Origin of the sequence: Streptococcus sp. GMD5S, from assembly GCF_000298715.2 — a bacterium.
Taxonomy (GTDB): Bacteria; Bacillota; Bacilli; order Lactobacillales; family Streptococcaceae; genus Streptococcus.
Genome location: NZ_AJRG02000005.1, coordinates 76,644 through 103,041 on the forward strand (window position 1 = coordinate 76,644; position 26,398 = coordinate 103,041).

Here is a 26,398-nt window from a genome sequence, read left to right on the forward strand (position 1 = left end):
AAAGGAAAGTATATGTCTCTTCAAAAATTAGAAAACTATAGTAATAAAGCAGTCGTCCAAGAAGAAGTCTTGATTCTGACTGAGCTATTAGAAGATATCACAAAAAATATGCTGGCGCCAGAAACCTTTGAAAAGATTATCCAGTTGAAAGAATTATCAACTAGTGAGAATTATCAAGGGCTCAATGACCTAGTGACCAGTCTATCGAATGAAGAAATGATTTACATTTCACGCTATTTCTCTATCCTTCCACTTTTGATTAATATCTCTGAGGATGTGGATTTGGCCTATGAAATCAATCACCAAAACAATGTGGACCAAGACTATTTAGGAAAATTATCTACAACGATTAAGATGGTAGCTGAAAAAGAAAATGCAGCTGAAATTTTAGAAAAGTTAAATGTCGTTCCTGTCTTGACCGCCCATCCAACGCAAGTACAACGCAAGAGTATGCTGGATCTGACCAACCATATCCATACTCTCTTGCGCAAGTACCGTGATGTTAAACTCGGCTTGATTAATAAAGAAAAATGGCACACAGATCTCCGTCGTTACATTGAAATTATCATGCAAACGGACATGATTCGTGAGAAGAAATTGAAGGTAACCAACGAAATCACCAACGTGATGGAGTACTACCAAAGTTCTTTCCTGAATGCTGTTCCACGTTTGACAGCTGAGTATAAGAAACTAGCTAAAGAACAAGGTATCGAGCTCCAACATCCAAAACCGATTACCATGGGGATGTGGATCGGAGGAGACCGTGATGGAAATCCTTTCGTAACAGCGGAAACCCTAAACAAATCAGCCTTGACTCAGTGCGAAGTCATCATGAACTACTATGATGAAAAGATTTATAATCTTTATCGTGAGTTTTCACTGTCAACCAGCATCGTGAATGTCAGCGACAAGGTCCGTGAGATGGCGCTGAAGTCACAAGACAACTCGATTTATCGCGAAAAAGAACTCTATCGTCGTGCCCTTTTTGATATCCAAGCTAAGATGCAGGCAACCAAGGCTTATCTCATTGAAGACAAGAATCTTCAGCCTAGATATGCCACTGCGGATGAATTTTATCAAGATTTGTTGGCCATTCGCGACTCTCTCCTTGAGAACAAAGGAGAATACCTGATTTCTGGAGAATTTGTCGAGTTGATGCAAGCTGTCGAAATCTTTGGCTTCTACCTTGCCTCTATTGACATGCGCCAGGATTCTAGCGTTCACGAAGCCTGTGTGGCTGAATTGTTAGCATCAGCTGGTATCAACGATCACTATAGCGATCTGTCTGAAGACGAAAAATGTAGCCTTCTCTTAAAAGAGTTGGAAGAAGATCCTCGTATCCTCTCAGCCACTCATGCTGAAAAGTCAGAACTTCTTGAGAAGGAACTGTCTATCTTTAAAGCTGCCCGCAAGTTGAAGGATAAACTGGGTGAAAATGTCATTCGTCAAACCATTATCTCACATGCAACCAGTGTATCAGATATGCTAGAGCTAGCAATCATGCTCAAGGAAGTAGGCTTGGTTGATTCCCAAAAAGCACGAGTTCAGATTGTTCCCCTCTTTGAAACTATTGAGGACTTAGACCATTCGGAAGAAACCATGAGAAGATATTTCTCTCTTCCTTTGGCTAAAAAATGGATTGCTTCAAAAGATAACTATCAGGAAATCATGCTTGGCTACTCTGATAGTAACAAGGATGGTGGTTACCTGTCCTCATGTTGGACTCTCTACAAGGCGCAACAACAACTAACTGCTATCGGTGATGAATTTGGCGTTAAGGTCACTTTCTTCCACGGTCGTGGTGGTACTGTGGGTCGTGGTGGTGGACCAACTTATGAAGCCATCACATCTCAACCGCTCAAGTCTATTAAGGACCGTATCCGTCTGACTGAGCAAGGAGAAGTCATTGGAAATAAATACGGAAACAAAGACGCTGCTTATTATAACCTTGAAATGTTGGTTTCTGCAGCCATTAACCGCATGATTACCAAGAAGAAGAGTGATATCAATACGTCAAATCGTTACGAAGCTATCATGGATCAAGTAGTGGACCGTAGTTATGATATCTACCGTGATTTGGTCTTTGGAAATGAACATTTCTATGACTATTTCTTTGAATCAAGTCCAATCAAAGCTATTTCAAGCTTCAATATCGGTTCGCGTCCAGCAGCTCGTAAGACCATCACTGAAATTGGTGGTTTGCGTGCCATTCCTTGGGTCTTCTCATGGTCACAAAGCCGTGTCATGTTTCCTGGATGGTATGGAGTAGGATCCAGCTTTAAAGAGTTTATAGATCAAGATCCAAAGAATATCGAGTTCCTTCGTGATATGTACCAAAACTGGCCTTTCTTCCAATCTTTGCTTTCCAATGTGGACATGGTCTTGTCTAAGTCTAATATGAATATTGCTTTTGAATATGCCAAGCTCTGTGAAGACGAAGAAGTACAAGCTATCTACTACACTATTTTAGATGAATGGCAGTTGACTAAGGACGTTATTTTAGCTATCGAAGGTTATGACGAACTCTTGGCAGAAAACTCTTACCTAAAAGACAGTCTAAACTATCGTATGCCTTACTTTAATATCCTTAACTACATCCAGTTGGAGTTGATCAAACGTCAACGTCGCGGAGAATTGTCGGCAGACGAAGAAAAACTGATCCATACAACTATCAACGGAATTGCAACTGGTTTGCGTAATTCAGGCTGATATTCTACAAACTTCCTCTTTTTTCAAGGGGAAGTTTTTGAATTGTTTAAAAAATTCTAAAAATAAGCTTGACAAGTAGTTGAAAAATGATATAATTTAAACATTCAGAAAGTAATCTTGCTCATTTTTTAGAGAGTCTGTGGTTGGTGAAAGCAGATAGATGAAATTGATGAAATTGGGCTGAATGTACTTAAGAATTTGAAATCATAAAAATTCGGTGAGCACACCTTACAGTGCAACTCGTTATTGCGAGAAAGAGCGATAGGAATATTCCTATAATTGAGGTGGCACCGCGCATCGACGTCCTCACACAAGTTTTTTGTGTGAGGACTTTTTCTATGGGGAGGAAAGATATTGGAATTTAAACGATGGCATCGCTTGATGATGTGATTTAAAAAGTTAAGGTAAAAGAATTAAGGAGAAAGAAAAATGAAAAATAAACGTTTGATTGGAATTGTCGCTGGATTAGCAGTATTGGTAGTGGCTAGCTTGATTTATTCATCAATGAACAAGCCATCAGCTAAAGAAGAGCAAAAGGTTGCTAAGGTTGGTGTCCTTCAATTTGTTAGTCACCCATCCTTGGACTTGATTTACCAAGGGATTCAAGATGGACTAGCTGAAGAAGGCTATAAGGACGATCAAGTAAAAATCGACTTTATGAACTCTGAAGGAGATCAGAGCAAGGTTGCAACCATGAGTAAACAATTGGTAGCAAATGGAAACGATGTAGTTGTTGGGATTGCAACACCAGCAGCTCAAGGACTCGCTAGTGCTACAAAAGACCTACCAGTTATCATGGCTGCTATTACAGACCCAATCGGTGCTAACTTGGTCAAAGATTTGAAAAAACCAGGTGGCAACATCACAGGGGTGTCAGACCACAACCCTGCTGAACAACAAGTGGAATTGATTAAAACTTTGACACCAAATGTCAAAACAATCGGTGCTCTTTACTCAAGTAGCGAAGATAACTCAAAAACACAGGTAGAAGAATTCAAGGCTTATGCTGAAAAAGCAGGTTTGACAGTCGAAACCTTTGCCGTTCCTTCGACTAACGAAATTGCTTCAACAGTCAATGTTATGACAAGCAAGGTCGATGCGATTTGGGTTCCAATTGACAACACCATCGCATCCGCATTCTCAACAGTTGTTTCAAGCAACCAAACAGCTAAAAAGCCAATCTACCCAAGTGCTACTGCCATGGTAGAAGCAGGAGGCCTGGCATCTGTAGTAGTTGACCAACACGATCTTGGAGTGGCTACTGGTAAGATGATTGCCAAAGTTTTGAAAGGTGAAAAACCAGCTGATACGCCAGTTAATGTCTTTTCAACTGGTAAGTCAGTGATTAACAAAAAACTAGCGCAGGAACTTGGTATCACCATTCCTGAGTCCGTTCTAAAAGAAGCAGGACAAGTGATTGAATAAAGATAAAGGAGGAGCTGGACACATCTCCTCCCGTTTTTACTAAAGAAAGAAATGAGTGAAAGATTATGATAGTATCCATTATTTCTCAGGGGATGGTCTGGGCGATTTTAGGTTTGGGAATCTTTATGACTTTTCGAATTTTGAATTTTCCAGATATGACTACTGAAGGTTCTTTTCCTCTTGGGGGAGCAGTAGCTGTAACCTTGATAACACAGGGAGTCAACCCATTTTTAGCAACCCTAGCCGCAGTAGGAGCGGGCTGTCTAGCTGGAATGGCGACAGGTCTCTTATATACCAAAGGAAAAATCCCAACCCTCTTATCAGGGATTCTGGTCATGACTTCCTGCCATTCCATCATGCTCATGATTATGGGGCGTGCCAATCTGGGGCTTCTTGGAACTAAACAAATACAGGATGTCTTGCCTTTCGATTCAGATCTTAACCAACTCCTGACTGGATTAATCTTTGTAGCTCTTGTTATTGGCCTTATGCTCTTTTTCCTTGATACCAAACTAGGTCAGGCCTACATCGCTACAGGTGACAATCCCGATATGGCTCGTAGCTTTGGTATCAATACGGGTCGTATGGAACTTATGGGTTTGGTTCTCTCAAATGGGATTATCGCGCTTGCAGGAGCCTTAATTGCTCAACAAGAAGGATACGCGGATGTTTCTCGAGGAATTGGCGTGATTGTCGTAGGGCTTGCTAGCTTGATTATTGGTGAGGTTTTGTTCAAGAGTTTGACCCTGGCAGAGCGACTCATGACCATCGTTGTAGGGTCTATTGCTTATCAGTTCCTCGTTTGGGGAGTGATTGCTCTTGGGTTTAATACAAGTTATCTTCGTTTGTACAGCGCCTTGATTTTGGCGGTTTGCCTCATGATTCCAACCTTCAAAAACAAATACCTGAAAGGAGTCAAGTTTAGCAAATGACAGCAATTGTAGAATTAAAAAATGCTACCAAAGTCATTACGAATGGCTTTGATGAGGAAAAAATCATTCTGAATGATGTTTCTCTTGAAATTTTCGAACATGATTTCATTACCATCCTAGGGGGAAATGGAGCAGGGAAGTCAACGCTTTTTAACACTATTGCAGGTACCTTACCTTTAACAAGTGGGAGTATCCGTATCATGGGCGAGGATGTGACGCATTTTTCACCTGAAAAACGGGCTAAGTACTTGTCTCGTGTTTTTCAGGATCCTAAGATGGGGACGGCTCCCCGTATGACGGTAGCGGAAAATCTCTTGATTGCCAAGTTTCGCGGTGAGAAGAGAGGACTCCTTCCTAGGAGACTTTCAAGCCATAGAGAAGAGTTTCAGACTACCATTGAAAAAGTGGGAAATGGGCTTGAAAAACATCTAGATACTCCGATTGAGTTTCTATCAGGCGGTCAACGCCAGGCCTTGAGTCTCTTGATGGCTACCTTGAAGCGACCAGAGTTGCTCTTGTTGGATGAACACACAGCAGCCCTTGATCCAAAAACCAGTGTTGCCTTGATGGAATTAACAGATGACTTTGTCAGCAAGGGTCATCTAACAGCCTTGATGATTACCCACCATATGGAAGATGCGCTGAAGTATGGCAATCGTCTGATAGTCATGAAGGAAGGTCGTATCATCCAAGACCTCAATAAAGAAGAAAAAGCTAAGATGAAGATTTCAGACTACTATCAATTATTTGAATAGATGAGTTAAATAATCATCAAAAAATAGAGAAGAGAAACTTAGAAGCATGGAAGTGTTTCTGAGTTTTTTATCTCCTCTTTCTATCTGGAAAAATAAGGCAAAGAGAATTACGGAAAGCGTATGAAATGGTTTACTTTTTTTCAGAAATAAGCTATACTAGTTTACGTGAAACTATGATAAGATGGAGGTATTGTGTATGGTTGACAAGCAAGTCATTGAAGAAATCAAAAACAATGCCAACATTGTGGAAGTCATAGGTGATGTGATTTCTTTACAGAAGGCTGGACGGAACTATTTAGGGCTCTGTCCTTTTCATGGTGAAAAGACCCCCTCTTTCAACGTTGTGGAAGACAAGCAGTTTTATCACTGTTTTGGATGTGGGCGTTCAGGAGATGTCTTTAAGTTTATCGAAGAATACCAAGGCGTGTCCTTCATGGAAGCCGTTCAGCTCTTAGGAGAGCGCGTCGGTATTCAACTAGCTATGCCTGTTCAGTCTCGTCCCCAACAAGCTTCCCCTCATCAAGCTCTATATGATATACATGAAGAAGCTGCACGCTTTTACCATGCCATCCTCATGACGACCAAGATGGGAGAAGAAGCAAGGGCTTATCTCTACAAACGCGGATTGACAGATGATGTTCTGAAGCACTTCCAGATTGGACTAGCTCCAGCAGAGAGAACTTATCTCTACCAACGTTTATCTGACAAGTTTGAGGAAAAGGATTTATTGGATTCTGGCCTGTTTTACCTGTCAGATGGCAATCAGTTTTATGATACTTTTTTTGGACGGATTATCTTTCCTTTGACCAATGACAAGGGGCAGGTTATTGCATTTTCAGGTCGTATCTGGCAAGAAACGGATAGTCAGACTGCCAAATATAAAAATAGTCGCTCGACTGCAATTTTTAACAAGAGTTACGAATTGTATCATTTGGACAAGGCAAAAAAGGGAACAGGTAAGATCACAGAGCTCTATCTGATGGAAGGCTTCATGGATGTGATTGCAGCCTACCGTGCTGGTATAGAAAATGCTGTAGCTTCCATGGGAACAGCCTTAAGCAAGGAGCATGTTGATCACCTCAAACGCTTTACCAGAAAAATTGTTCTCAGCTATGATGGCGATAAGGCAGGGCAGGCAGCAACAGCCAAGGCACTAGAGGAGTTAAAAGACTTCTCAGTGGAGGTTGTTCGAGTACCTGATGCCATGGACCCAGATGAGTATTTGCAAAAGAATTCTGCTGAAGACCTGGCTTACCTTTTAACCAAGACCCGTATCAGTCCTATAGAGTTCTATATTCACCAGCTCAAGCCAGAAAATAGTGATAACTTGCAGGCGCAAATCGAATTCATTGAAAAGATTGCGCCCCTAATCGCCAAGGAAAAGTCTATCACTGCCCAAAATTCTTATATTCACATTCTGGCGGATAATCTACCTTCCTTTGATTACCAACAGGTGGAGCAGATTGTAAATGAAAGTCGCATTGTTCAGAGGCAGGAAAGAGTCAAAGAGGAGCAACCTCCAGCAGCGATTAGTTTACCTGTAACGCGACAACTGACAGCAGTCATGAGAGCAGAGGCTCATCTCCTCTATAGGATGGCTGAGAACCCAGTTGTGTTAAATGACTACCGCTTAAGAGAAGATTTTTTCTTTGATACCCCAGAATTTCAGATTCTTTACGAATTATTAAGTGAGCAGGGAGAAATCGGCTCAGAGGAGCTTTCTCATCAGACGCCTGAGGTTGAAAATGCTTGGTACCACGTGCTTAGCTTGGATTTGCCAGTTGAGATGTCGCCTCAAGAGCTAGCGGAAGTCGAAGCGACTCGAAACCGTGCCCTCCTCAGCAAGGACAACTTAAGAATTAAAAAGAAAGTGCAGGAAGCTAGTCATGTAGGAGATACAGACACAGCCTTGGAAGAATTGCAACGATTGATTTCCCAAAAGAGAAGAATGGAGTAATAATGGCAACAAAACAAAAAGAAGTAACCACATTTGATGTGCAAGTAGCAGACTTTATCCGTAACCACAAAAAAACAGGAACAGCAACAGACGATGAAATCAATTCAAGTCTGGTTATTCCTTTTACTTTAGATGCAGACGGTATTGAAGACCTTTTGCAACGGATCCAGGATGCTGGCATTTCTATCACAGACAACGAAGGAAATCCAAGTGCGCGTGTGCTTAGTGCAGAAGAAGAACCAGAACTCAGTGATGAGGACTTGATTGGCTCAACTTCTGCCAAGGTTAATGACCCAGTCCGTATGTATTTGAAGGAAATCGGGGTCGTTCCTCTCTTGACCAACGAAGAGGAAAAAGAATTGGCCCTAGCAGTTGAGGCTGGTGATATTGAAGCCAAACAACGTCTTGCAGAAGCCAACCTTCGTTTGGTGGTTTCGATTGCTAAGCGCTACGTAGGGCGTGGTATGCAATTTCTTGACTTGATCCAAGAAGGCAACATGGGCTTGATGAAGGCAGTGGATAAGTTTGACTACTCTAAAGGATTTAAGTTTTCAACTTACGCAACTTGGTGGATTCGTCAGGCGATTACCCGTGCCATTGCTGACCAGGCCCGCACTATTCGTATCCCTGTCCACATGGTTGAAACCATTAACAAGCTTGTTCGTGAACAGCGTAATCTCCTTCAAGAATTGGGACAAGATCCAACTCCTGAACAAATCGCTGAGCGTATGGATATGACACCTGACAAGGTCCGCGAAATCTTGAAAATCGCCCAAGAACCAGTATCACTTGAAACACCGATTGGTGAAGAGGACGATAGCCATCTTGGGGACTTTATCGAAGACGAAGTGATTGAAAATCCAGTAGACTACACAACTCGTATCGTTTTGCGTGAGCAGTTGGATGAAGTCTTGGATACTCTTACAGACCGTGAAGAAAACGTCTTGCGCTTGCGCTTCGGGTTAGATGATGGGAAAATGCGTACTCTTGAAGATGTTGGGAAAGTCTTTAACGTGACTCGTGAGCGTATCCGTCAGATTGAGGCCAAGGCTTTGAGAAAATTGCGTCAACCAAGTCGCAGCAAACCGCTTCGTGATTTTATTGAAGACTAATAGTGAGGAATAACATGGCTTATACAGAAGAGCAAATTGAAATGATCAAAACACGCATTTTAAATGCCTTGGAAGAAGTCATCGACCCTGAGTTGGGGATTGATATTGTCAACCTAGGTTTGATTTATGAAATTCGTTTTGATGGTGAAACAGGTCACACTGAAATTGATATGACCTTGACAACTATGGGCTGCCCACTGGCTGACCTTTTGACAGACCAGATACATGATGCGATGACAGATGTGCCTGAGGTAACTAATACCGAAGTTAAATTGGTCTGGTATCCAGCTTGGACGGTTGAGAAAATGAGCCGATACGCACGTATCGCCCTAGGAATTAAATAAAGACTAAGAAAAATGAGAGAGACGATTGGAAAATAGGGTAAATTTATCCTTTTTCCTATAGTCTCTTCTTTCTTTTGCTGATTTTCTGGAAATAAAATGGTATAATGAAAGGTATGGAAAACGAAAAATTGCGTATTAATATGCTAAGTTCAAGTGAAAAAGTAGCTGGTCAAGGAGTGTCAGGAGCTTATAGAGAATTGGTTAGTCTCCTTCACCGTGATGCCAAAGACCAGTTGATTGTTACAGAGAATCTTCCTGTAGAGGCAGATGTAACTCACTTTCATACCATTGATTTCCCCTATTATTTATCCACTTTCCAAAAGAAACGCTCTGGGAGAAAAATTGGCTATGTGCATTTTTTGCCTGATACGCTTGAGGGGAGTTTGAAGATTCCATTTTTCCTAAAAGGAATTGTCAAACGCTATGTTTTTTCCTTTTACAACCGAATGGAACACTTGGTGGTGGTCAATCCCATGTTTATCGAGGATTTAGTGGCTGCTGGCATTCCACGTGAAAAAGTAACTTATATTCCAAACTTTGTAAATAAAGAAAAATGGCATCCATTACCAGCTGAACAAGTTGCTCAACTCCGGAAGGAAATGGATCTCGCGGAAGATCAGTTTGTCGTAATCGGTGCGGGTCAGGTTCAGAAACGTAAAGGAATTGATGATTTTATCCGTCTTGCTGAGGAATTGCCAGAAATTACCTTTATCTGGGCAGGTGGTTTTTCATTTGGTGGGATGACAGATGGTTATGAACGCTACAAGAAGATTATGGACAATCCACCAAAAAATCTTATTTTTCCCGGGATTGTGTCACCGGAACGGATGCGGGAACTTTACGCTATGGCGGATTTATTCTTGCTACCAAGTTACAATGAATTATTCCCTATGACCATCTTAGAGGCGGCTAGTTGCGAGGCTCCGATTATGTTGAGGGATTTGGATCTGTATAAGGTTATTCTTGATGGGAATTATCGTGCTACAAGTGATGTTTCCGAGATGAGAGAAGCAATCCTAGAATATAAGAATGACCCTGAAACCTTAAAGGACTTGAAAGAAAAAGCTCGCGAGATCTCCAAAGAGTACTCTGAGGAGCATTTGTTGGAAATCTGGTTAAAATTTTATCGAGAACAGGCTGCTTTGGGCAAAAAGTGAGGTAATTTATGCGAATTGGTTTATTTACAGATACCTATTTCCCTCAGGTTTCCGGGGTCGCGACTAGTATTCGGACTTTGAAAACTGAGCTTGAAAAGCAGGGGCATGCAGTTTTTATCTTTACAACAACAGATAAAGATGTAAACCGCTACGAGGATTGGCAAATTATTCGCATTCCGAGTGTCCCTTTCTTTGCGTTTAAGGATCGACGATTTGCCTACCGAGGTTTTACAAAGGCGCTTGAAATTGCCAAGCAGTATCAACTCGATATTATTCATACCCAGACAGAATTTTCTCTTGGTTTGTTAGGAATTTGGATTGCGAGAGAATTGAAAATTCCAGTTATTCATACCTACCATACCCAGTATGAAGACTATGTACATTACATTGCTAAGGGCATGCTAATTCGTCCGAGTATGGTAAAATATTTGGTGCGTGGCTTCCTTCATGATGTAGATGGCGTGATTTGCCCTAGTGAGATTGTTCGTGACCTTTTATCGAAATACAAAGTCAAGGTTGAAAAGCGTGTCATCCCAACTGGAATTGAGCTGGCTAAGTTTGAACGACCTGAGATTAAAGAGGAAAACTTACAAGAGCTTCGTTCGAAGTTAGGTATTCAGGAAGGCGAGAAAATGCTACTGAGCCTTTCGCGTATCTCCTTTGAGAAGAATATCCAAGCAGTCTTAGCTGCCTTTGCGCAGGTTTTGAAAGAAGAAGACAAGGTGAAGTTGGTTGTTGCTGGAGACGGACCTTATCTGGACAGTCTGAAAGAACAAGCAGAGAAATTAAACATACAAAAACATGTGATTTTTACAGGTATGATTGCTCCCAGTGAGACAGCCTTGTACTATAAAGCAGCTGATTTCTTTATTTCAGCATCTACGAGTGAAACTCAGGGTTTAACCTATCTAGAAAGTCTAGCCAGTGGAACGCCTGTTATTGCTCATGGCAACCCCTATCTTGAAAATCTGATCAATGATAAAATGTTTGGGACCCTCTACTATGGAGAACGAGAGCTTGCAGGAGCTATCCTTGAAGCATTGATTGCTACTCCTGATATGTCTGAACAAAAGTTGGCGGATAAGTTGTACGAGATTTCGGCTGAAAATTTTGGGAAACGAGTTCATGAGTTTTACCTTGATGCCATTATCTCAAATAACTTTGAACATGAGCTACATGATGGACAACCTGTCACTCAGCGCTTCTTAAAAACGATTCTCTATCTACCTCAACAGGCTGTTACAAGCCCAGTAAAAGAATCCAAGCGTATTTTAAGAGCGTCTCGAAAACAATTGTCTAGCATCAGAGATTATTGGAGAGACGAATTCAAATAATAGAATAAGAGGAAGTAAAAATGAAAAAATTAATGAGAAGCGGAAAAGATCAAAAAATTGGTGGAGTATGCGCAGGAGTTGCTCATTATTTTGATATTGATCCAACAATTGTTCGTGTCATTTGGGCTGTTCTTGCATTTTGTTATGGGACAGGAGTCCTTGCTTATATCATTTTATGGTTGATTGCACCAGTTTCAACAGACTATTAAATTAGAATTATATAGAAAAAGGAGAAGTTATGGCTTTTGGAGATAACGGAAAACGTAAAAAAACTTTGTTTGAAAAGGTGACACTTGTTGTCGTGCTCATCATGTTGTTTGTAACCCTTGCTGGTATCTTTGCAACTGCGCTTGGAGCTTTTAGTAGATTCTAAGCAAGCTACGGGGATAGAAACAATAACTAATGACTGGGTTCTCCCCAGCCTTTTTAAAGTGAGAAGAAAATATGAATATGTTTTTAGATACAGCTAAGATTAAGGTCAAGGCTGGTAATGGTGGCGATGGCATGGTTGCCTTTCGCCGTGAAAAATATGTCCCTAATGGCGGTCCTTGGGGTGGTGATGGTGGACGTGGAGGTAACGTTGTTTTTGTGGTAGACGAAGGCTTACGTACCTTGATGGATTTCCGCTATAACCGTCATTTCAAGGCTGATTCCGGTGAAAAAGGAATGACCAAAGGAATGCACGGACGTGGTGCAGAAGATCTACGTGTTCGCGTGCCACAGGGGACTACTGTACGTGATGCGGAAACAGGTAAAGTCATTACAGACTTGATTGAACATGGTCAAGAATTTATCGTGGCTCATGGCGGTCGTGGTGGTCGTGGAAATATCCGTTTTGCCACTCCCAAAAATCCTGCACCTGAAATCTCTGAGAATGGAGAACCAGGTCAAGAACGTGAGTTGCAACTGGAATTGAAGATTCTAGCGGATGTCGGCTTGGTCGGTTTTCCATCTGTTGGAAAGTCAACTTTGCTTAGTGTCATCACTTCAGCTAAGCCAAAAATCGGTGCTTACCACTTTACGACCATTGTGCCTAATCTAGGGATGGTTCGTACGCAGTCAGGTGAATCTTTTGCAGTAGCAGACCTTCCAGGTTTGATTGAAGGGGCTAGTCAAGGGGTTGGTCTTGGGACCCAGTTTCTCCGTCATATCGAACGTACACGAGTTATCCTACATGTCATCGATATGTCAGCTAGCGAAGGACGTGATCCTTATGAGGATTACCTTGCTATCAATAAGGAATTAGAATCTTATAACCTTCGTCTCATGGAGCGTCCGCAGATCATCGTAGCCAACAAGATGGATATGCCTGAAAGTCAGGAAAATCTTAAAACTTTTAAGGAAAAGTTGGCAGCAAACTACGACGAGTTTGAGGAACTTCCAGCCATCTTCCCTATTTCTGGTCTGACCAAGCAGGGGTTGGCGACACTTTTGGACGCGACAGCCGAGTTGTTAGACAAGACTCCAGAATTCCCGATTTATGATGAATCCGATATGGAAGAAGAAGTTTACTATGGCTTTGACGAGGAAGAAAAGGCCTTTGAGATTAGCCGTGATGATGATGCGACATGGGTACTTTCTGGTGAAAAACTAATGAAACTCTTTAACATGACCAACTTTGACCGTGACGAATCGGTCATGAAGTTTGCCCGTCAGCTTCGTGGTATGGGGGTTGACGAAGCCCTTCGTGCACGTGGCGCCAAAGATGGCGACTTGGTCCGCATCGGTAAATTTGAGTTTGAATTTGTAGACTAGGAGATTGATATGGGAGATAAACCGATATCATTCCGAGATGCAGATGGCAATTTTGTTTCTGCAGCAGATGTGTGGAATGAAAAGAAACTAGAAGAATTGTTTAATCGTCTCAATCCTAAACGTGCTCTTCGATTGGCGCGTACAAAGAAAGAAGAAACACAGTCAAAGAAATAAAAAATTCCCGTGATTTTTTAATCACGGGATTTGTTTTATTCACTAAAGAAAAATGGTGGCGCATATTTTTTAAGACTCTCAAAACAAGCCTGCGCTTTTGTAGCATCTTCACAGATAATCATGCAGACATCGTCTCCACAAAGAGTTGCAACGACATCTGGAAAGGCCAAGGAATCAATTACAGATCCAAATGATTGGGCTAAACCGGGTAAAGTTTTCAAAATAACTTGGTGTTGCACCGGACGCAACATAACAAGAGCATCTTCCATATAGTTTTCAAGACGTTTTTCCCATTTGGAGATAGACCCTGTATTTAGCACATAGTAAGAATTATCCTCTTCGAGCACTTTTGAAAGGTTCATGGTTTTGATATCGCGTGATAGAGTAGCCTGAGTCACTTGGATATCATTTTCCGCTAATAAGGCTTGTAATTCAGCTTGTGTATGGATTTTGTTTTTTGAAACGAGGGCGCGGATAAGTTGGTGTCTGTGTTCTGATTTGTTCATAAAGTAAGTACTCCTTTTACAAGGTACAGTAGCGTGGACTGAACGATAACGTCAGTCGGGTGGTAGGCGGTATTGTCACGTATGATGATTTCGCAGTCAGTAGGATAAAGAACTAGATGGAGAGATTCTCCTTCTTTTAACTTTGTCACTAGTTGCGTGCAGATAAACTGGGTAGCAATCCGTTCATCTACATTGATGTTCTTTAATGACAGTGAATCATTCAATTTGGGTAGCTTTTTGTCACGGCTTGTTGTGAATTTACTCTAAATGTAATTCACAGAGATTTCCAACATGTGGTCTAGTAGCGAATATGATAAATGGTTACACATGTTGGTTAGGGGGAGTATCTTTTGTCCAAGTTCTATCTAGGGGCTTCTATAATGCTTTAAGATGAACTGGATTTGATACGAAGTTTATGTTTGATTCGACTGTTCAAGTAGAAAACTTTGGTTATAGGAAGTTCAATGGTCTATTTCATTGACTTTTCCTTTGAATACTTCCATATTGAAAGTCTGGTAGATTATACCTTTTGACAAGGTAGGATAAGACTAGACTGTGCTAAATCAACAGTCAACTGATAGTCTGTATTATCTCGAATTGTGATCTCAAAGTCTGTTGTATAGAGAACCAAACGGAGAGTATCTCCTTCTTTAAGTTTGTAGATAGTTGGTTGAAGCTCTAGCTTGAAGTCCATCCATTCATTTGGTTGGATTTCTTCAATCGTCAAGAGATTGGTTCGATTTTGAAGATTAAGGTAGCCTTTGGTGATGACACGTTGGGCACTTGGGTTGAATGGCAGTTCACAGAGATTTTCTAACATGTGGTAACGACCGTTGTCAATGGTTCTAGCACTTAAAACAGCTGGATAAGGTTGCAGATATTTCTTTTGTCCAAGTTCTAACAGTTGGGCTGATAATAAGCCCTTGTTCGTACTCGATTTGACACGAAGTTTTAGCTCCACTCGCCCATTTAAGTGAATGTCTTGACTTACTGGAAGGTCAATGGTAATCTGATTGGCTTTTCCTTGGTAAAGTTCAGTGTTAAAGATCTGGTAAGTCTTGCCATAACGATCAAAATCTTTTTGATCATACTGGTTTTGAATCACTTTTTCCTCATTACCGAGAGAGAGGGTATGCAGTTCATCCTGTTTGCCAAAGTTATCAAGACCTTGCCATCTTTGCGGTTCGGTATTGTCCTGCCAGATGACAGTCGGAAGTTGATAGTCTGAGTCAAGTCCTAACAATTTCTTACTTAACAAGGCATTCATGGACTCGCGGAAGTCGATCGACTGCCAGTTGTTCATATAGACATGGGCACCATGATGGAAAAAGAGGTGCTTATTGATATGGCTAGGAAGGGCATGAAACATCTGGTAAACATGAAGAGGTTTGACGTTCCAATCCTGGGAACCATGCGTAAAGACGACCTCGGCTTGAACCTTGTGAGCATTGAGCAGATAGTTGCGGTCATGCCAAAACTGATTGTAGTCACCAGTCTTGCGATCGAGTTTCTCTTTAACCTTTTCTAACTCTGCTTGATGAGCTTCATTGCCACGAATATAGTCACCAGCTTGGAGGTTGCGGGAGTAGGTCAATTCAGCAAGTGAGTCAAAATCCTCACCTGGATAACCACCTGGGCTGGTTACCAGACCATTTTCACGATAGTAGTTGTACCAAGAGGAAATACCTGCTTCTGCGATGATCACTTCCAAACCATCAACACCAGTGGTGGCGAGACCATTAGACATGGTACCTAGATAGGAAATACCTGTTGTTGCGACTTTGCCGTTTGACCAGTCAGCCTTGATTTGGCGCTTGCGCGTGTGGTCCGTGAAAGCACGACAACGACCATTGAGCCAATCAATGACATTTTTATAAGCTTCAATCTGCTGGTAGTCACCATTGGTCATGAGACCTTGAGAATCTTTGGTTCCAACACCTGATACATAGAGATTGGCAAATCCACGTGGGAGGAAGTAGTCATTGAGTGTATATGAGCTATTGATATGAGATAGCTTTTCTTCAGCTTCTGAGACGACTTCTGCTTGACCATGAGATTCGACTAAATTCAGCTTGGGCTCCTCAAGTTCAATGGTGTGGGGCGGTTTGACCTCAAGCACCCCTTCCATTTTGTAGAGAGCCTTGTCACTGGCTTTATCGTTGGTCCCTTGGTGGTAAGGGCTGGCAGTCATGACTGAAGGAATCTGTCCATCATAACGCGGGCGAATAATGCTGACCTTGACTAAGTCAGGGAGACCGTCGTTATCAGTATCCACACGACTCTCGACATACACGACTTCACGAATGACATCATGAGTAGAGAAGGTTGCCAAGCTCTTACCGTTAAAGTAGTGGTAGTGATTGTCTTCTGAAATGAGTCCATCACTAACAAGTTGATCAATGAGCGTATTTCCTTTTTTCGTTCTCGTATTGAGTAACTGATAAAGATTTTCAATGAGATCCCCATAAACAATAGGAAAACCAGTTTCTTTACGAAACTGTTCGGCATCCTCAAAGTCAACAAGATAGCTAAATCCTAAAAGTTGAAAAACTACTGTGTAGAAAATCTCCGCAGTTAACTCACGGTCTGACTGGAAAAAGGTTACTAAATCTGTTTCTTTATCCGCAGCCAAAGTCGATAAGGCATAATCCGTGTCAGAATAAGTGAAAAAACTCCAACAAATGAAGTCTTCAAACTGTCTTTTTAAGGACAGTTGGGGTGACAGCTTTAGACCAAGACCTTCTAATTCTGCAAATCGTTGAGAACTAGTGGTTGGTTGATAGCTGAATTGATTAAAACGCATGTTTCTCTCCTTTGAAAACAGACTGGATTTATTATATCAAAAAAGAGGGAAAAATGGAATAAATAAACTTAAATGAAATAAATTTCTTAAACCAGCATATCTATTTAGTAAGTTATTATAAAATGCTGAATAAATACCATAGAAGTAAGCCTTTTTCTAGAGAATTTTATATGTAAAACTGCATATAACTCCTATCTTTATTATTCTTCGTTTGGTATAAATATATCTAAATTTACATTTAAAACTATTATATAATATTAATTTTATATTTTCTTCCTTTGAAAAATGAAGAATTTAACAGTAAGAAGAGAAGAAGTTTGGAACTGATGATATTGAAAAGAAAGTGCAGAGTTGCTTCAATATCCAGCTTAAAATGGTATAATAGTAGTAAAACGAAAGCAAGGAGGAGAAGAAATGATTGCACAGCTCGACACCAAGACTGTTTATAGTTTTATGGAAAGTGTGGTTTCGATTGAAAAATACGTACAAATGGCTAAAGAATACGGCTATTCTCACCTTGCTATTATGGATGTGGATAATCTCTATGGAGCTTATCATTTTCTAGAAGCAACTCGTAAGCATGGCATTCGACCTTTAATTGGTCTAGAAATGACCTTGGTCAAAGATGAGGAAAATATTTCTCTTCGTTTTCTAGCCCTATCCACTAAAGGCTACCAAGAGTTGATGAAGTTATCCACTTTAAAAATGACTGGACGGAAAAATTGGTCTGACTTCACCTCCCACCTCGAAGATGTTGTTATTATTGTTCCCTATTTTAATGGGGTCGAACAGTTGGATTTGGGGGTTGATTATTTTATCGGTGTTAGTCCAGATACTCCTCAAGAAGTCTTTATCAGACCCATTCTTCCACTCTATCAAGTCAACTCTTTTGAAAAAGAAGACCTACAGGTTTTACAAATCTTGTCAGCAGTCAAGGACAATGTCAGCCTGAGAGAAGTGGATGTACATTCACAACAGGGGATTTTTTTACCTGCCTCAGACTTGGAAGCACGGTTTAAAAATCGCTTCCCTCAGGCGCTTGCCAATCTCCAAGGTCTGATAGAGAATGTAAGCTATCAAATCGACCCAATTTTAAAACTCCCTCGCTTTAATCCTGAAAGACCAGCGGTCGAAGAACTTAGAGAGAGAGCTGAGCAAGGCTTGAGTGATAAGGGGCTAACCTCAGCTATCTATCATGAGCGACTAAATGAAGAATTGGCTGTGATTCATGATATGGGCTTTGACGACTATTTCCTTGTAGTTTGGGATTTGCTCCGTTTTGGACGTTCCCAAGGCTACTATATGGGAATGGGGCGTGGTTCTGCGGTTGGTAGTCTGGTGGCTTACTCACTGGATATTACAGGAATTGATCCAGTTGAAAAGGACTTGATTTTCGAGCGCTTTTTAAATCGTGAGCGTTACACCATGCCCGATATCGATATCGACATTCCTGACCTTTATAGGCCGGAGTTCATTCGCTATGTTCGTGATCGCTATGGCAGTCAACACGTGGCACAGATTGTCACTTATTCGACCTTTGGAGCAAAACAGGCAATTCGTGATGTTTTCAAACGTTATGGTGTTCCAGAGTACGAATTAACCAATATTACGAAAAAAATCAGTTTTCGAGATACGCTAACGACAGCCTATGAAAAGAATTTACAGTTTAGGCAGGTCATCAATAGTAAGATTGAATACCAAAAAGCTTTTGAGATTGCTCGAAAGATTGAAGGGTATCCTCGTCAGACCTCTATCCATGCAGCTGGGGTCGTTATGAGTGACCAGGACCTGACAGACTATATCCCGCTCAAATACGGTGAGGATATGCTGATCACCCAGTATGATGCTCATGGTGTTGAAGCTAATGGCCTTTTAAAAATGGATTTCCTAGGACTTCGTAACTTAACTTTTGTCCAAAAAATGCAGGAATTATTGGCTGAGTCAGAAGGTATTCATCTGAAAATCGAAGAGATTGACCTGGAAGATAGTGAAACTTTAGCCCTCTTTGCAGCTGGAAATACGAAAGGTATTTTCCAATTTGAACAACCTGGCGCCATTCGACTCTTGAAACGAGTTCAGCCACAAGTCTTCGAAGAGGTAGTAGCCACAACCTCACTCAACAGACCGGGGGCAAGTGATTATATTGATAATTTTGTCGCTCGTAAGCATGGTAAAGAAAAGGTGACGGTGTTAGACCCTGCCTTGGAGGACATTCTGTCATCAACCTATGGCATTATGCTCTACCAAGAGCAAGTCATGCAGGTTGCTCAGCGTTTTGGAGGTTTCAGTCTTGGTAAAGCCGACATTCTCAGACGAGCCATGGGTAAGAAAAATGCTAAAGAGATGCATTTGATGAGGGAAGATTTTATCATAGGAGCTATGAAACTTGGGCATACAGAAGAAAAGGCCAAGCAAGTTTTTGCAGTGATGGAAAAGTTTGCTGGCTATGGATTTAACAGATCCCACGCTTATGCATACTCAGCGCTGGCTTTCCAGCTTGCTTATTTCAAGACACACTATCCTGCTATTTTCTTTCAAGTTATGTTGAACTATTCTAGCAGTGATTACATTGTAGATGCATTACAGATGGGCTTTGAAGTAGCTCCCTTAGCAATCAACAGCATTCCCTATCATGATAAGATTTCTCAGAAGAAAATCTATCTTGGTCTAAAAGCCATTAAGGGAATGCCGAGAGATTTGTCTTACTGGATTATTGAAAATCGTCCTTTCTCAAGCATTGAAGATTTTATCACACGTCTTCCCAAGAATTACAAGAAATTGTCGCTTCTGACTTCTTTGGTTGAACTAGGGCTTTTTGATGAATTTGATAAGAACCGTCAGAAAATCTTAGTCAACCTCCCAAACTTATTTGTCTTTGTTGAGGAGTTGGGAGGTCTCTTTGCGGATACAAATTATAGTTGGACTGAAGCTGATGATTTTACGGAAGCAGAGAAATTTTACAAAGAGCAGGAACTGATTGGGGTAGGTATCAGTCCCCATCCTCTCCAAACTCTTGCCAAACAAGCCCTATATCCGACCACGCAAATCACTAATCTAACCGAGGGAGCTCAAGCCACTATCCTAGTTGAAATTCAAAAGATTAAAGTGATTCGAACCAAGAAAGGCGAGAGTATGGCCTTTCTACAGGTTCATGATAGTAAGTCTCGGATGGATGTAACTGTATTTTCAGACCAATATAGAAAATTTGCTTCCATTTTATCCGAAGGGAAATTTTACTACATCAATGGCAAAGTTCAATCTCGAGATGGTCGTCTGCAAATGATTGCACAAGATTTGAAAGAAGCAGTAGCGGAACGATTCTGGATTCAAGTTAAAAATCATAAATACGATAAAGAAATTTCAAATATCCTAGAACAATACAAAGGCCCAATCCCTGTCATTATCAGGTATGTTGAGGAAGAGAAAACAATTGTTTCCTCCCAACATTTTGTAAGAAAAGATTCTGCTCTAGAGGAAAAATTAGAGGGAATTGCTATGAAAACGATTTATCGCTAAAAATACGGAAAATAGAAGAATTTTCGATTTAAATGTGGTATAATCAGTAAGAATGTTAAAAGAAAAAGGAGCATAACCAAATGAAACGTATTGCTGTTTTGACCAGTGGTGGAGACGCCCCTGGTATGAATGCTGCCATCCGTGCGGTAGTTCGTCAAGCAATCTCAGAAGGAATGGAAGTTTTTGGTATCTACGATGGATACGCTGGTATGGTTGCTGGTGAAATTTATCCACTTGATGCTGCTTCAGTAGGAGACATCATTTCACGTGGTGGTACTTTCCTTCACTCTGCTCGTTACCCTGAGTTTGCGAAACTTGAAGGCCAACTTAAAGGGATTGAGCAATTGAAAAAACACGGTATCGAAGGTGTCGTAGTTATCGGTGGTGACGGTTCTTATCATGGTGCTATGCGCTTAACTGAGCATGGATTCCCTGCTATTGGACTTCCTGGAACAATCGATAACGATATCGTAGGTACTGACTTTACAATCGGATTTGACACAGCAGTAACAACTGCTATGGATGCAATCGATAAGATTCGTGATACATCATCAAGTCACCGTCGTACTTTCGTCGTTGAAGTAATGGGACGTAACGCAGGTGATATCGCTCTTTGGGCAGGTATTGCAACTGGTGCTGATGAAATCATTATCCCTGAAGAAGGCTTCAAGATGGAAGATATCGTAGCTAGTATCAAAGCTGGTTATGAATGCGGTAAAAAACATAATATCATCGTCTTAGCTGAAGGTGTCATGTCAGCGGCTGAATTTGGTCAAAAGCTGAAAGAAGCAGGAGACACAAGTGATCTTCGTGTCACAGAACTTGGTCACATCCAACGTGGTGGATCACCAACTGCGCGTGACCGTGTATTGGCATCACGCATGGGGGCACACGCTGTTAAACTCCTTAAACAAGGAATCGGTGGTGTCGCTGTTGGTATCCGTAACGAAAAAATGGTTGAAAATCCAATTCTTGGTACAGCAGAAGAAGGAGCTTTGTTTAGCTTAACTGCAGAAGGTAAGATTATTGTTAACAACCCTCATAAAGCTGATCTTGAACTTTCTGCTTTGAACAAGAGCTTGTCCTAATCAACTTTCATTAATTTGGTAACATGACCATAAAAGGTCGAATTATATAAAGGAGTCACAAAATCATGAACAAACGTGTAAAAATCGTTGCAACTTTAGGTCCTGCGGTTGAAATCCGTGGTGGTAAAAAATTCGGTGAAGACGGATACTGGGGTGAAAAACTTGATGTTGAAGCTTCAGCTAAAAACATTGCTAAACTGATTGAAGCAGGAGCAAACACTTTCCGTTTCAACTTCTCACACGGTGACCACCAAGAACAAGGTGAGCGTATGGCAACTGTTAAACTTGCCGAAAAACTTGCAGGTAAAAAAGTTGGTTTCCTTCTTGATACTAAAGGACCTGAAATCCGTACAGAATTGTTTGAAGGTGACGCAAAAGAGTACTCTTACAAAACTGGTGAAAAAATCCGTGTTGCAACTAAACAAGGAATCAAATCAACTCGTGAAGTGATTGCTTTGAACGTTGCTGGTGCTCTTGATATCTACGATGATGTTGAAGTTGGTCGTCAAGTATTGGTTGACGATGGTAAATTGGGTCTTCGCGTTGTTGCAAAAGACGATGCAACTCGTGAGTTTGAAGTTGAAGTTGAAAACGACGGAATTATCGCTAAACAAAAAGGTGTAAACATCCCTAACACTAAAATTCCTTTCCCAGCTCTTGCTGAACGTGATAACGATGATATCCGTTTCGGTTTGGAACAAGGTATCAACTTCATCGCGATTTCATTTGTACGTACTGCGAAAGACGTTAACGAAGTTCGTGCAATCTGTGAAGAAACTGGTAATGGTCACGTTCAATTGTTTGCGAAAATCGAAAACCAACAAGGTATTGACAACTTGGATGAAATCATTGAAGCTGCTGACGGTATCATGATCGCCCGTGGTGACATGGGTATTGAAGTACCATTCGAAATGGTTCCAGTTTACCAAAAAATGATTATTACAAAAGTAAATGCAGCTGGTAAAGTCGCTATCACAGCAACAAACATGCTTGAAACTATGACTGAAAAACCACGTGCAACGCGTTCAGAAGTATCAGATGTGTTTAACGCTGTTATCGACGGAACCGACGCTACAATGCTTTCAGGTGAGTCTGCAAATGGTAAATATCCACTTGAGTCTGTTCGTACAATGGCAACAATTGACAAGAATGCTCAAACTCTTTTAAAAGAATACGGTCGCTTGTCATCTGTTAACTTGTCACGTAATTCTAAGACTGAGGTTATGGCTTCAGCTGTTAAGGATGCGACAAATTCTATGAATATCAAGTTGGTGGTTACTCTTACTAAGACAGGTCACACTGCTCGTTTGATTTCTAAATACCGTCCAGATGCTGATATCTTGGCAATCACTTTCGATGAATTGACTGAGCGTGGTTTGATGCTTAACTGGGGAGTTATTCCAGTAACCACTGATCGCCCATCAAACACTGATGATATGTTTGATCTCGCTGAAAGAATTGCAGTTGAGCAAGGTTTGGTAGAATCTGGTGATGATATTGTTATCGTTGCAGGTGTACCACTTGGCGAAGCTGTTCGTACAAACACAATGCGCATCCGCACTGTACGCTAATCTAACACAAAAACCTATCATTTCAGGCTGAAAAGCTTGAGTGATAGGTCTTTTTTTATCAAAATGAGATGGTATTTAGTAAATAGGAATGGGAAAAAACTGAAAATTATGGTATAATAGAACGAAAAGACCTTTTTAGTAAATTTTGAAAGAGTAAAACATGAGAAAAATTGTCATCAATGGTGGACGTCCATTGCAAGGTGAGATCACCATTAGTGGTGCTAAAAATAGTGTTGTAGCGCTTATTCCAGCTATTATCTTATCAGATGATATTGTCACTTTAGATTGTGTTCCAGATATTTCAGACGTTGCTAGTCTTGTCGAAATTATGGAGATTATGGGGGCGACTGTTAAGCGTTATGATGATGTCTTGGAGATTGATCCAAGAGGTGTTCAAAACATTCCTATGCCTTATGGCAAGATTAATAGCTTGCGTGCTTCTTATTATTTCTACGGAAGTCTTTTAGGTCGCTTTGGTGAAGCTACAGTTGGACTTCCTGGTGGATGTGATCTGGGACCTCGTCCGATTGACCTTCACTTAAAAGCCTTTGAAGCCATGGGTGCTAAGGTCAGCTATGAGGGAGATAATATGAATTTATCTGCCCAAGGTAAGGGGCTTCATGGCGCAAGTATTTACATGGATACCGTCAGCGTTGGAGCAACGATTAACACGATGATTGCTGCGGTTAAAGCTAAGGGGCGTACTGTCATTGAAAATGCGGCTCGTGAACCGGAAATTATCGATGTTGCTACCCTTTTGAACAACATGGGGGCCCATATTCGTGGTGCAGGAACTGATATTATCATTATTGATGGTGTCGAGAAACTTCATGGAACGCGTCATCAGGTTATTCCAGACCGTATCGAAGCTGGAACCTATATTTCACTTGCTGCGGCGGTAGGAAAAGGAATTCGCATTAACAACGTTCTCTATGAACATTTAGAAGGCTTTATCGCCAAACTAGAGGAAATGGGCGTTCGTATGACGGTCTCAGAAGACAGTATCTTCGTTGAAGAACAGTCTGATTTGAAGGCCATCAATATCAAAACAGCTCCCTATCCAGGGTTCGCAACCGATTTGCAACAGCCTATCACGCCACTTTTACTAACTGCCCAAGGTCGTGGAACTATTATTGATACGATTTATGAGAAACGTGTTAATCATGTCTTTGAGTTAGCAAAAATGGATGCGGATATTACGACTACAAACGATCACATTATTTACAACGGTGGTCGTAAGTTACACGGGGCAAGTGTAAAAGCTACAGACTTGCGAGCTGGTGCTGCACTTGTCATCGCTGGTTTGATGGCTCAGGGCCAGACTGAAATTACGAATATTGAGTTTATCCTTCGTGGCTACTCAGATATTATTGAAAAATTGCGTAGTCTTGGAGCGGATATTACACTCGTTGAAGACTAAGCCGTTGAGGTGATTATGAATATTTGGACCAAATTAGCAATGTTTTCTTTTTTTGAAACGGAGCGCTTGTATTTGCGTCCTTTCTTTTTTAGTGACAGTCAAGCGTTTTTCGAGATTGCTTCAAACCCTGAGAATTTGCAGTTTATTTTTCCCAGTCAAGCAAGTTTGGAAGAAAGTCAGTACGCACTTGCTAACTATTTTATGAAGGCTCCTCTAGGTGTTTGGGCAATTTGTCTCCAAGGAAATCAGGAAATGATTGGCTCCATTAAATTTGAAAAAATCGATGAAATCAAAAAAGAAGCAGAAATTGGTTATTTCTTAAAAAAAGATGCTTGGTCGCAAGGTTTTATGACAGAGGCTGTTAGCAAACTCTGTCACCTTTCTTTTGAAGAATTTGGTTTAAAACAATTATCCATCATCACTCATCTGGAGAATCAAGCTAGCCAAAAAGTAGCCTTAAAATCGGGCTTTAGCCTCGTCCGACAGTTTAAGGGGAGCGATCGCTATACACGAAAAATGAGGGACTATCTTGAATTTCGATACATAAAAGGAGAATTCAATGAGTAAACACCAGGAAATTTTGTCCTATCTGGAAGAGTTGCCAATTGGGAAGAGAGTTAGTGTTCGCAGTATTTCCAATCACCTAGGTGTTAGTGACGGAACAGCCTACCGAGCTATCAAAGAAGCTGAAAATCGTGGCATTGTTGAAACTCGGCCACGTAGTGGAACCATACGGGTCAAGTCCCAAAAAGTGGCTATTGAGAGGCTAACCTATGCTGAAATTGCTGAAGTCACCTCATCTGAAGTTTTAGCTGGTCAGGAAGGGTTGGAGAGAGAGTTTAGCAAATTCTCCATTGGGGCTATGACAGAGCAAAATATCCTGTCTTATCTCCATGATGGCGGTCTTTTGATTGTAGGTGACCGTACTCGTATTCAACTTTTAGCCTTGGAAAATGAAAATGCAGTCCTTGTAACAGGTGGTTTTCATGTCCAAGATGATGTTCTTGAGTTGGCTAATAAAAAAGGGATTCCAGTTCTGAGGAGTAAACATGACACTTTTACAGTAGCGACCATGATTAACAAAGCCCTCTCAAATGTTCAAATCAAAACCGATATTCTGACAGTCGAAAAGCTCTATCGTCCCAGTCATGAGTATGGTTTTTTGAGAGAAACGGATACAGTCAAAGACTATCTAGACTTGGTCCGTAAGAACAGAAGTAGCCGTTTCCCAGTTATTAACCAACACCAAGTGGTTGTTGGGGTTGTTACCATGCGTGATGCGGGAGATAAGTCACCCAGCACAACGATTGACAAGGTGATGACGCGGAGCATCTTCGTAACAGGCTTAGCGACTAATATTGCCAATGTCAGTCAACGAATGATTGCAGAAGATTTTGAGATGGTTCCCGTTGTCAGAAGTAACCAAACCTTGCTCGGTGTCGTAACACGACGAGATGTCATGGAAAAGATGAGCCGTTCCCAAGTTTCTGCTTTGCCGACCTTCTCAGAGCAAATCGGGCAAAAACTCTCTTATCATCATGATGAAGTCGTTATTACTGTTGAGCCCTTCATGTTGGAGAAAAATGGTGTCCTTGCTAATGGAGTCTTGGCTGAAATCCTCAACCATATGACCCAAGATCTCGTTGTCAATAGCGGACGTAATCTCATCATTGAGCAGATGTTGATTTATTTCTTGCAGGCTGTGCAGATAGATGATACTTTGCGGATTCAGGCTCGTATTATTCACCACACGAGACGCTCAGCTATTATTGATTATGATATTTATCATGGTCATCAGATTGTTTCAAAAGCAAATGTTACGGTTAAAATTAATTAGAAT

21 protein-coding genes and 1 other annotated feature are annotated in these 26,398 nt (G+C 41.1%); of the genes, 19 read left to right on the plus strand and 2 right to left on the minus strand.

The genetic code is table 11. From position 1 onward, the window contains the following. Nucleotides 1-12: 12 nt before the first annotated feature. The 13 genes from ppc (at nt 13) to GMD5S_RS0204105 (ending at nt 13,654) form a co-directional block, all read left to right on the plus strand. Nucleotides 13-2,709 carry a phosphoenolpyruvate carboxylase gene (gene ppc / locus GMD5S_RS0204045; protein WP_000058166.1) on the plus strand — a complete coding sequence of 899 codons (2,697 nt, stop codon included), beginning with the start codon at nt 13-15 and terminating at the stop codon, nt 2,707-2,709. Between the two features lie 96 nt (nt 2,710-2,805). Then, nucleotides 2,806-3,020: a binding site (T-box leader), on the plus strand. A gap of 118 nt (nt 3,021-3,138) precedes the next feature. After that, entirely contained in the window at nt 3,139-4,134 is a 996-nt protein-coding gene (gene trpX / locus GMD5S_RS0204050; protein ID WP_000792187.1) for a tryptophan ABC transporter substrate-binding protein, read from the plus strand. A 65-nt stretch (nt 4,135-4,199) separates the two neighbouring features. After that, nucleotides 4,200-5,066 carry an ABC transporter permease gene (locus GMD5S_RS0204055; protein WP_000637254.1) on the plus strand — a complete coding sequence of 289 codons (867 nt, stop codon included), beginning with the start codon at nt 4,200-4,202 and terminating at the stop codon, nt 5,064-5,066. Beyond that, the gene (locus GMD5S_RS0204060; protein WP_000125424.1) at nt 5,063-5,821 is read left to right on the plus strand and encodes an ABC transporter ATP-binding protein; all 759 of its coding nucleotides are present in this window, start codon (nt 5,063-5,065) and stop codon (nt 5,819-5,821) included. The genes GMD5S_RS0204055 and GMD5S_RS0204060 overlap by 4 nt, the downstream gene beginning before the upstream one ends. A gap of 196 nt (nt 5,822-6,017) precedes the next feature. Further along, nucleotides 6,018-7,778: a DNA primase gene (gene dnaG / locus GMD5S_RS0204065; protein ID WP_000227881.1), complete on the plus strand. Its 1,761-nt coding sequence runs from the start codon at nt 6,018-6,020 to the stop codon at nt 7,776-7,778. Nucleotides 7,779-7,780: 2 nt separating this feature from the next. Continuing rightward, a complete protein-coding gene (gene rpoD / locus GMD5S_RS0204070) occupies nt 7,781-8,890 on the plus strand; it encodes an RNA polymerase sigma factor RpoD (protein ID WP_000201892.1) in 1,110 nt (369 codons plus the stop codon). Between the two features lie 14 nt (nt 8,891-8,904). After that, nucleotides 8,905-9,234, plus strand: a complete 330-nt coding sequence (locus GMD5S_RS0204075; RefSeq protein WP_000331922.1) for a metal-sulfur cluster assembly factor — start codon at nt 8,905-8,907, stop codon at nt 9,232-9,234. A gap of 113 nt (nt 9,235-9,347) precedes the next feature. Next, nucleotides 9,348-10,391 (plus strand): glycosyltransferase family 4 protein, encoded by a 1,044-nt coding sequence (locus GMD5S_RS0204080; protein WP_008292415.1) that lies wholly within the window; start codon nt 9,348-9,350, stop codon nt 10,389-10,391. 8 nt (nt 10,392-10,399) lie between these two features. Next, nucleotides 10,400-11,725 (plus strand): glycosyltransferase family 4 protein, encoded by a 1,326-nt coding sequence (locus GMD5S_RS0204085; protein WP_001219459.1) that lies wholly within the window; start codon nt 10,400-10,402, stop codon nt 11,723-11,725. A 20-nt stretch (nt 11,726-11,745) separates the two neighbouring features. After that, nucleotides 11,746-11,934, plus strand: coding sequence for a PspC domain-containing protein (locus tag GMD5S_RS0204090; protein ID WP_000735789.1), 189 nt, complete (start codon nt 11,746-11,748; stop codon nt 11,932-11,934). 29 nt (nt 11,935-11,963) lie between these two features. After that, nucleotides 11,964-12,098, plus strand: a complete 135-nt coding sequence (locus tag GMD5S_RS0204095; RefSeq protein ID WP_000863851.1) for a DUF4044 domain-containing protein — start codon at nt 11,964-11,966, stop codon at nt 12,096-12,098. Nucleotides 12,099-12,169: 71 nt separating this feature from the next. Further along, on the plus strand, nt 12,170-13,480 hold the full coding sequence (gene obgE / locus GMD5S_RS0204100; protein ID WP_001055815.1) for a GTPase ObgE: 1,311 nt from the start codon (nt 12,170-12,172) through the stop codon (nt 13,478-13,480). A 9-nt stretch (nt 13,481-13,489) separates the two neighbouring features. Further along, the gene (locus tag GMD5S_RS0204105) at nt 13,490-13,654 is read left to right on the plus strand and encodes a hypothetical protein (RefSeq protein ID WP_000502578.1); all 165 of its coding nucleotides are present in this window, start codon (nt 13,490-13,492) and stop codon (nt 13,652-13,654) included. A 35-nt stretch (nt 13,655-13,689) separates the two neighbouring features. On the opposite strand, the gene GMD5S_RS0204110 is transcribed toward GMD5S_RS0204105, so the two are convergent. Together GMD5S_RS0204110 and GMD5S_RS0204115 are read right to left on the minus strand one after the other, a co-directional pair. Further along, on the minus strand, nt 13,690-14,160 hold the full coding sequence (locus tag GMD5S_RS0204110) for an arginine repressor (RefSeq protein ID WP_001043012.1): 471 nt from the start codon (nt 14,158-14,160) through the stop codon (nt 13,690-13,692). Nucleotides 14,161-14,680: 520 nt separating this feature from the next. Next, a complete protein-coding gene (locus tag GMD5S_RS0204115) occupies nt 14,681-16,963 on the minus strand; it encodes a Xaa-Pro dipeptidyl-peptidase (protein WP_001212016.1) in 2,283 nt (760 codons plus the stop codon). Between the two features lie 414 nt (nt 16,964-17,377). On the opposite strand from GMD5S_RS0204115, the gene GMD5S_RS0204120 reads away from it, so the two are divergent. The 6 genes from GMD5S_RS0204120 (at nt 17,378) to spxR (ending at nt 26,395) form a co-directional block, all read left to right on the plus strand. After that, complete coding sequence (locus GMD5S_RS0204120) at nt 17,378-20,479, plus strand: DNA polymerase III subunit alpha (protein WP_000561555.1); 3,102 nt, start codon at nt 17,378-17,380, stop codon at nt 20,477-20,479. A gap of 80 nt (nt 20,480-20,559) precedes the next feature. Continuing rightward, nucleotides 20,560-21,567 carry a 6-phosphofructokinase gene (gene pfkA / locus GMD5S_RS0204125; RefSeq protein ID WP_000820872.1) on the plus strand — a complete coding sequence of 336 codons (1,008 nt, stop codon included), beginning with the start codon at nt 20,560-20,562 and terminating at the stop codon, nt 21,565-21,567. Nucleotides 21,568-21,632: 65 nt separating this feature from the next. Then, a complete protein-coding gene (pyk, locus tag GMD5S_RS0204130; protein WP_001042815.1) occupies nt 21,633-23,138 on the plus strand; it encodes a pyruvate kinase in 1,506 nt (501 codons plus the stop codon). A 160-nt stretch (nt 23,139-23,298) separates the two neighbouring features. Further along, on the plus strand, nt 23,299-24,558 hold the full coding sequence (locus GMD5S_RS0204135; RefSeq protein WP_001227106.1) for a UDP-N-acetylglucosamine 1-carboxyvinyltransferase: 1,260 nt from the start codon (nt 23,299-23,301) through the stop codon (nt 24,556-24,558). A gap of 15 nt (nt 24,559-24,573) precedes the next feature. After that, nucleotides 24,574-25,125 (plus strand): GNAT family N-acetyltransferase, encoded by a 552-nt coding sequence (locus tag GMD5S_RS0204140; RefSeq protein ID WP_001028742.1) that lies wholly within the window; start codon nt 24,574-24,576, stop codon nt 25,123-25,125. Beyond that, the gene (gene spxR, locus GMD5S_RS0204145) at nt 25,118-26,395 is read left to right on the plus strand and encodes a CBS-HotDog domain-containing transcription factor SpxR (protein ID WP_000033809.1); all 1,278 of its coding nucleotides are present in this window, start codon (nt 25,118-25,120) and stop codon (nt 26,393-26,395) included. The genes GMD5S_RS0204140 and spxR overlap by 8 nt, the downstream gene beginning before the upstream one ends. The last annotated feature ends 3 nt before the right edge of the window (nt 26,396-26,398 follow it).